The organism is Salinivibrio sp. MA427 (assembly GCF_001996115.1).
Classification (GTDB): Bacteria; Pseudomonadota; Gammaproteobacteria; order Enterobacterales; family Vibrionaceae; genus Salinivibrio; species Salinivibrio costicola.
Map to the genome: position 1 here is coordinate 1 of NZ_MUFH01000139.1, position 6488 is coordinate 6488.

Annotated in this window: 7 protein-coding genes; 6 read left to right on the forward strand and 1 reads right to left on the reverse strand. The window is 48.3% G+C overall.

Annotated features, from left to right (window positions below; all coding sequences use genetic code 11):
* Positions 1 to 203: 203 nt before the first annotated feature.
* The 5 genes from BZG79_RS09830 (at position 204) to BZG79_RS09850 (ending at position 3427) form a co-directional block, all read left to right on the forward strand.
* A complete protein-coding gene (locus tag BZG79_RS09830; RefSeq protein ID WP_021024068.1) occupies positions 204 to 881 on the forward strand; it encodes a hypothetical protein in 678 nt (225 codons plus the stop codon).
* 101 nt (positions 882 to 982) lie between these two features.
* A complete protein-coding gene (locus BZG79_RS09835) occupies positions 983 to 1315 on the forward strand; it encodes a hypothetical protein (RefSeq protein WP_077576166.1) in 333 nt (110 codons plus the stop codon).
* A gap of 149 nt (positions 1316 to 1464) precedes the next feature.
* Positions 1465 to 1932 (forward strand): CreA family protein, encoded by a 468-nt coding sequence (locus tag BZG79_RS09840; RefSeq protein ID WP_077460804.1) that lies wholly within the window; start codon positions 1465 to 1467, stop codon positions 1930 to 1932.
* A 55-nt stretch (positions 1933 to 1987) separates the two neighbouring features.
* Entirely contained in the window at positions 1988 to 2542 is a 555-nt protein-coding gene (locus tag BZG79_RS09845) for a DUF1415 domain-containing protein (RefSeq protein ID WP_077774292.1), read from the forward strand.
* 216 nt (positions 2543 to 2758) lie between these two features.
* Entirely contained in the window at positions 2759 to 3427 is a 669-nt protein-coding gene (locus tag BZG79_RS09850) for an HAD-IA family hydrolase (protein ID WP_077774293.1), read from the forward strand.
* On the opposite strand, the gene BZG79_RS09855 is transcribed toward BZG79_RS09850, so the two are convergent.
* Complete coding sequence (locus BZG79_RS09855; RefSeq protein WP_108743267.1) at positions 3407 to 4141, reverse strand: GntR family transcriptional regulator; 735 nt, start codon at positions 4139 to 4141, stop codon at positions 3407 to 3409. The two genes, BZG79_RS09850 and BZG79_RS09855, sit on opposite strands and share 21 nt — an antisense overlap.
* A 143-nt stretch (positions 4142 to 4284) precedes the next feature.
* Here BZG79_RS09855 and BZG79_RS09860 point away from each other — a divergent pair.
* The coding region (locus BZG79_RS09860) for a two-component regulator propeller domain-containing protein (protein WP_077774294.1) at positions 4285 to 6488 on the forward strand (2204 nt) is incomplete at its 3' end.

Below are 6488 nucleotides of genomic sequence, written 5' to 3' on the forward strand. Positions count from 1 at the left end.
GATCTAACCAGGCACCTAACGAATAAATGCTCACAATCCTGACGCACTCCTGAACATATAGTGACATTGATCACATAAATTATTGCAGTTTAATGAAGCCCACCGTACTATCGATCCAAATGACATTTTTGGGACAAGGGTCACACATAGGGTGGTGACACCTGCTACGGACGGGCAGATCGTTTTATCGAATTGAGGATAATATGACATTACCACGATCTTCATGTGCTGCACGTACGGTGCTTAAAGGCGCCGGACAATTTTTTGCAATCGCCCTTTACTTCGCAGGTATTGCAGGCATTGTTCATTACAGTGTCGCGTCGCACAACGTTGCTTCCGAATCATCATTGATTGAGCTTTCCCAATTGGGGCTACTCGCCGCGACGGTATTTGCGTTTCGTCGTGTCGCTAAGTTCAGTCAATCCCTTCACCACGCAGCTGGGCTAATGAGTGCCTTTTTTTTGGTATTAATGATCCGAGAGCTGGATGCCACACTTGATATGGTGATGCATGGTTTTTGGAAAGTGCCGGCATTAATTGTAACGGGGCTCGCCATTTGGCCCGCATTGAAACACTGGCGTGAAACCCTCACTAGCCTTGCGCACGCAATCCATTCAAGACACAGCACGGTTTTAATGATCGCATTAGCGCTGTTACTCGTGTATTCACGTTTGTTTGGTATGGGCGAGTTATGGGAACAAGCAATGGGCGCCAACTACGTGCGAGATGTGAAAAATATCGCTGAAGAAAGTACTGAGTTAGTCGCTTATTCACTCATTTGGCTTTCGGCTCTCGGGTATCTTGTTGAGGCAAAGAAGTTGAGTTTCGTACCAAAAACTCGGCCAAGCTCAACGACAATCGAAAGTGATATCTCAGTCTAATCACCCTCTTCCCCAAATACTTATCTTGTTTTGACGTCGCCAGTGGGCGACGTCGCTGCTTAATGCTAAGATTGAAACAAATAGCATAGGAAGCCGAAAGCATGATGAGAACATTTGCGGTTTTTATTCTCCTTATGAGTGTCTTCGCTCACGCCAATACAGAGGATAAACCAAAAGCCGAACAGCTGGTGACAGGAAAGAATGAGGCTATTTGCAAATCGACGTTTGGACAAGAAATGATCAGCCAGCAAATGACATTCAGCAACCAAACGAACACGCAAAATATCCGTCGGATTGCCGAACGCAAGATTGCTGCAGCACGCAAAACATTTGCTGACACCGGTAGCTATTGTGATGCCGCACACGTGTTGTTGACATTCGAGCCAGAGTCTCTGTCCGGTAAAGATGGCGACGCGCAATTTCGTAATAACTGATGTGCCATAAATGTGGCACTCAGCTTCTCGTTTTGATAGCCAATTAGCCCCCCCCTTATCTACTACGCCGGCGATAAACGCTGATTGATACCCCATACCTAGTATTGGCTGTGGTACACTTCGACCACAACTTAACAAGGGGTATAACGATGAGAAAAACGCTATTGATTTTGGCTTTAACGGCGACACTAGTCGGTTGTGAAAACGATGAAGTGGGCGATGTCAGCTTAGGCATGTTCACCATGAAAGACATTAAACTCAATCACCTTGTTGATCCTGTGGTCAGTGGCGTCACATGCCATGTTGCGTCTGTTGAGGCTGATTTGAGCTTTTCTGATCCAAGCGACAGCGCGATTTCATGCCGACAAACTGGCGAGATTACGCCCGAGATGCTTGCCAATATCGATAAAAGTACATCCGGCGAAATAGTATTTAGAAAGTCGAAAAGTATATTTTTTAAGTCAATGAAAATTCGTCGTATTTTCGATGCTAAAAATCAAACGCTTATGTATTTGTCGTACTCGACCAAAGAAACGTCAGGCAGCTTTAAACATAGTCTTTCGACAGTTCCGCTATGGGGAACCAAAGCCTACCAATCTCAGCCACAAAAACACTAATAACCCAAGACGTAGTCGTTATCTGCTAATGCGCCACTCCTATGAGCGATCTTTTATGAATACGATACAAACACAAATGGATGCATGGCTCGATGATGTCGTGATCGGACTAAATCTCTGTCCATTCGCCGCCAAGCCCCGTCGCAACCAACAAATTCGGCTAGATATCTGTTATGCAACGGATGATGACGCCATCCTCGAAGCGATTTATCACGCATTTGTGCATCTGACGCAGACAGACGCCACCATCACAGATACAACCGTGGTCGTCGTCCCCGATGCACTAGCAGACTTTGATCACTACCTTGCACTGGTTGAAGCCACCGATACGCTGATTGATCATTACGGTTGGCGTGGCCGGTTCCAGGTCGCGAGTTTTCATCCTGAATACTGTTTTGACGGCTGCGCTCCAGAAGATAGCGAAAACCTTACCAATCGCTCTCCTTATCCATGCTTCCATTTAATTCGAGAAGCAAGCATGTCGCGTGCGCTTGAGCATTATGGTCAAGATCCCGCACTTATCCCTGAGCGCAACGTTGCCTGCGTTGAAGCGCTGACACCCTCTCAACGTCAAACACTGTTCCCTTGGATAAACGATGATCAAAATTAAATGATGACCTGCGTTTGATTGAAGTGCCTACCTTTAATTGAAGTGTCAGCGGTGATCATCCATCGCCAATATTGGGTATGGCAAAAGTCGATCCCTGACTAACTTTGATAACGAAACAGGCAAGAATGTAAGACACAGTTGGCATTTCCGATGTCATCGACTTGTTGATTGACCGTGCGCATCTAAGGATACAAGGAGAGGAACAAGGGAGTGACTATGTCTTACAACAGATTTGAGGCCCCAGTTGGCTGCGTCATATTCGATTGCGACGGCACACTGGTTGACTCAGAGAAACTATCGCATAAAGCCTTGGTGGAAACTTTCGCGACATTTGGCGTCGTGATTAGCTTACAAGAATCTCTTGATCACTTCGAAGGTGGAAAGCTCTCAGATGTACTGCAAAGCACGTGTGAGCGAAGCGGCGTACATATCCCTATCGACCAGCTCGAGCCGCGTTTTCGTGATTTATGCCATCAGTACTTTGAAGCGGAGCTACAACCAGTTAAAGGCATAGAAACGCTAATCAAGACGCTTAATCAGCAAGGTATTGATACCTGTGTCGCCTCCAATGGCCCTGTTGAAAAAATGGAACACGCATTAGCACTCACCAAGCTGCTGCCTTATTTCCAACATCGCTTGTTCAGTGCTTTTGACACCAACAGCTGGAAGCCTGCTCCTGATCTCCTTCACTATGCCGCAATGAATATGGCCTGCCCCACAGAGCAATGCATCTTTATCGACGATACCAACAAAGGGATCCAAGCAGGGATTAACGCACACATGCGTACTGTTCATTTTAACGCTAACCCCAATGTGCGGACGACTGATCACCCTTTAGTGACGCGCGCATTCAGTATTGAAGACCTAATCGACCTGTTGTGCTGATCCGCTCTTCTGGTTGGTGGAACGTCCACACAGCGCAACTGCATGTTGCCGCCACCATTCTTGATCAATACGCACTGTTTGCCACGTGTCTGCTTGCGGTATCCGCCAATAGCGTGTCAACATCAATGCCGGTGTGCCTGGCGCGACCTCTAAGCCAACACTTTGCGACGAGGCGAGCGCCTCCCAAGCACTTGACCAACTGACCTCAGCCATTGCAAGCGCCCGGTTAGTGCGTATCGTATGATCTAGCCTCGCCTTGTCACCAGTCTCCCACACAGTGGGGAAGAAATCAGGGTGCAGAAACGTCCGTATCCATCCCACCGGTAATTGCTCGATACATACGCGCCCCTCGCCTTCATACACTTGACCGAAAGGAGGAAGTAACATGTGATCGCTGATCGCAGCATCAGCCATCTTCTTGGTTTGAGCATGCCAAACAAACTGGCCACCATACGGTCCAAAATACTCCTGCCAATCGCTTAACTGAGTCGGATCATAAGGACACGGCGTGGGTGCGACAAACCAACCTCGACGATCTCGCCGATACAAGCGCCCCTCTGCTTCTAATACAGCAAGCGCCTCGCGCAAGGTCACGCGCGTAGTCGAAAACGTCTCCGCGAGCTGTCGCTCCCCCGGTAACTTTTTCCCTGGAGCCAGTAGCCCGCGATCGATTTGTGTTAATAATTGCTGGCGAATCGCCATAAACTGCATCATCAAAGGTCACATCTGCTTGATGTTCATATTTTTGGTGTGATCTCTCTCAACTTGCTGTTAAAACCTGACCACAATGTCCAAGAATCAATCAGTGATTAAGATAGAATCGCCAGTCTACTTGCAATCGGAGCAAAGAACAAAAGATGCATCCAAGGAACGTACAAAAACTTTTCCCCACACGACTAGCCCAACGTCTTGTATGCACTTTACTTTTTTGCTGGCTTGGTTTTACACCGTTAGGCTATGCGGATGATAACCCGCTTTCTGACTATTTTATTGAAACATGGACAACGGCCAACGGGTTGCCGCATAACAGCATCAATGCCATTGAACAGACCTCTGATGGCTACTTGTGGTTTGCAACGTGGGAAGGCGTCGCTCGCTACAACGGACTCGAATTTGTCCTGTTTGATCGCGGCCCGAACACGCACATGCAAGACTCCGGTACCCGTGCACTCGCCACTGGACCTGATAACCAATTATACGCAGGGGGCGCTCGCGGCAGCCTAGTGATGCGCAGCGGCTTTTCTTGGCAGAACTTACCGGTGGCACCAAGCTTAATTAACGATGCGCTGCATGACCAGTCTGGAGGATTGTGGCTTGCCATAGAGGGGATGGGCGTGCTCTATTACACGTCCAAACAGCTGAGGCAGCCAAGCCCAGATCCTCAGCATTTTATTAAGACGACCAGTAGTTACCACTTAGCACAAACCGATCAAGGCCATGTTTATGCCGCCACTGAGGACGGTGTTTACCAGCTTTCCAAACACGCCGGCGCCGCTCATCTTTCGTTTCATAACCTTTTTACCAAAGCATTTTATGTTTCCAGTAGTCAAGATGGCGCATTGTTAGTGGGATCTGAAAGCGGTGCATGGCGCTATAAAAACGAACGTTGGACGCCATTGGCAAGCGCATTGCTCAACCAAGCGATCACCATGGTCGAACAAGACAGCCGCGGGACCTATTGGTTTGGCACACTCAACCGTGGGATCGCACACCTGCGTGACAATCATCTCGACTTCCTGGATGGTCATCGAGGACTCCCGAATAATCGTATTCTTTCATGGTTTGAGGATAATGAGGGCAGTATCTGGATAGGCACTAACGGCGGAGCAATGCGGCTTCGTTACGCCCCTTTTGTCACCTTAACCAAAGACAATGGACTCGCAGGTAACTATGTGCGCACCGTACTGGGAGGTGACGGCGATACTGTTTGGGCGGGTTCCAGCGAAGGATTGAGTCAGATTAATACGATAGCGGGCAACGCACGCGTACTCGCCGATAATATTTCAGTCCTTAGTCTCGCACATCGACAGCAAGGCGGACTATGGGTAGGGACTTATCAAAAAGGGCTCTACTACTGGCACCAAGGCTCACTCACGGCGGCCAACACCATCAATGACCAATTGCCAGATAGCGAAATACGAGCAGTTGTCGAACGTAATGGCGTCTTATGGGTGGGAACACCACGTGGCTTAGTCGAGTTTGATCAACACCAAAGCAAATCACCAACCGCAGCATCAGTGCCTTATCAAAAACAGGCTCTCTATCATAGCCAAAACAGTGCGTTACCTGGCAGCTACATTATGTCGCTGGCATTTGATGACACCGATAAGCTATGGATTGGCACCGGACGCGGTGCCAGCTATCTGTTAGAAAAGACAATCACTACGCTCGATTTTTCTGCACAAGAGCAGGCTCAATATGTTTTTGGCTTTTTCCACGAGCCGGGGTACGTTTGGATGGCCACAGATCGCGGTATTGTGCGCTATCGACAAGCTGACGGCCACCAAGCTTTAGTCGGCAGACCGCAGGGCCTACCAATTGATAAGTTCTTTCAAATTGTGAAAGGTGATGATCAAAGCTTTTGGTTATCCAGTAACCGAGGTATCTGGCGTATCAATTATGATCACGCCCATCAAGTTGCAGATAAAACACGCTCGCGTATCGACTTTGAACATTACGATCAAAGTGACGGCATGCTGAACAGCCAAGCTAACGGTGGCTCAAACCCTGCGGCAACCAAAACATCACGTGGAGACATTATTTTTGCCACTGCCAAAGGCGTTACTAGCGTTAATCCGACTCGGTTATCCCAACTACTGAGTCACCCTTTACCCATTGTCATGCAAAGCGTGCGGTTCGATAGCAAAGAGATTAACCCTGAAACGACGGGAAAGGTACCAGCGAGGACCAACCGTATCTTGTTTTCCTATGCCGCCCTCGGGTATACCATGCCGGAGCAAATCCAATATCGAACGCAGTTAGAAGGGTTCGAATCTGATTGGGCATACCGACATGAAAACCATATTGCCGAATATACGAACCTACCACCAGGTGATTACAC

Excerpts from the sequence above, each read along its gene's own strand:
- BZG79_RS09845 (WP_077774292.1), top strand. The coding sequence starts at position 1,988 with ATGAATACGATACAAACACAAATGGATGCATGGCTCGATGATGTCGTG.
- BZG79_RS09855 (WP_108743267.1), bottom strand. The coding sequence starts at position 4,141 with ATGATGCAGTTTATGGCGATTCGCCAGCAATTATTAACACAAATCGAT.
- BZG79_RS09830 (WP_021024068.1), top strand. The coding sequence starts at position 204 with ATGACATTACCACGATCTTCATGTGCTGCACGTACGGTGCTTAAAGGC.
- BZG79_RS09835 (WP_077576166.1), top strand. The coding sequence starts at position 983 with ATGATGAGAACATTTGCGGTTTTTATTCTCCTTATGAGTGTCTTCGCT.
- BZG79_RS09850 (WP_077774293.1), top strand. The coding sequence starts at position 2,759 with ATGTCTTACAACAGATTTGAGGCCCCAGTTGGCTGCGTCATATTCGAT.
- BZG79_RS09840 (WP_077460804.1), top strand. The coding sequence starts at position 1,465 with ATGAGAAAAACGCTATTGATTTTGGCTTTAACGGCGACACTAGTCGGT.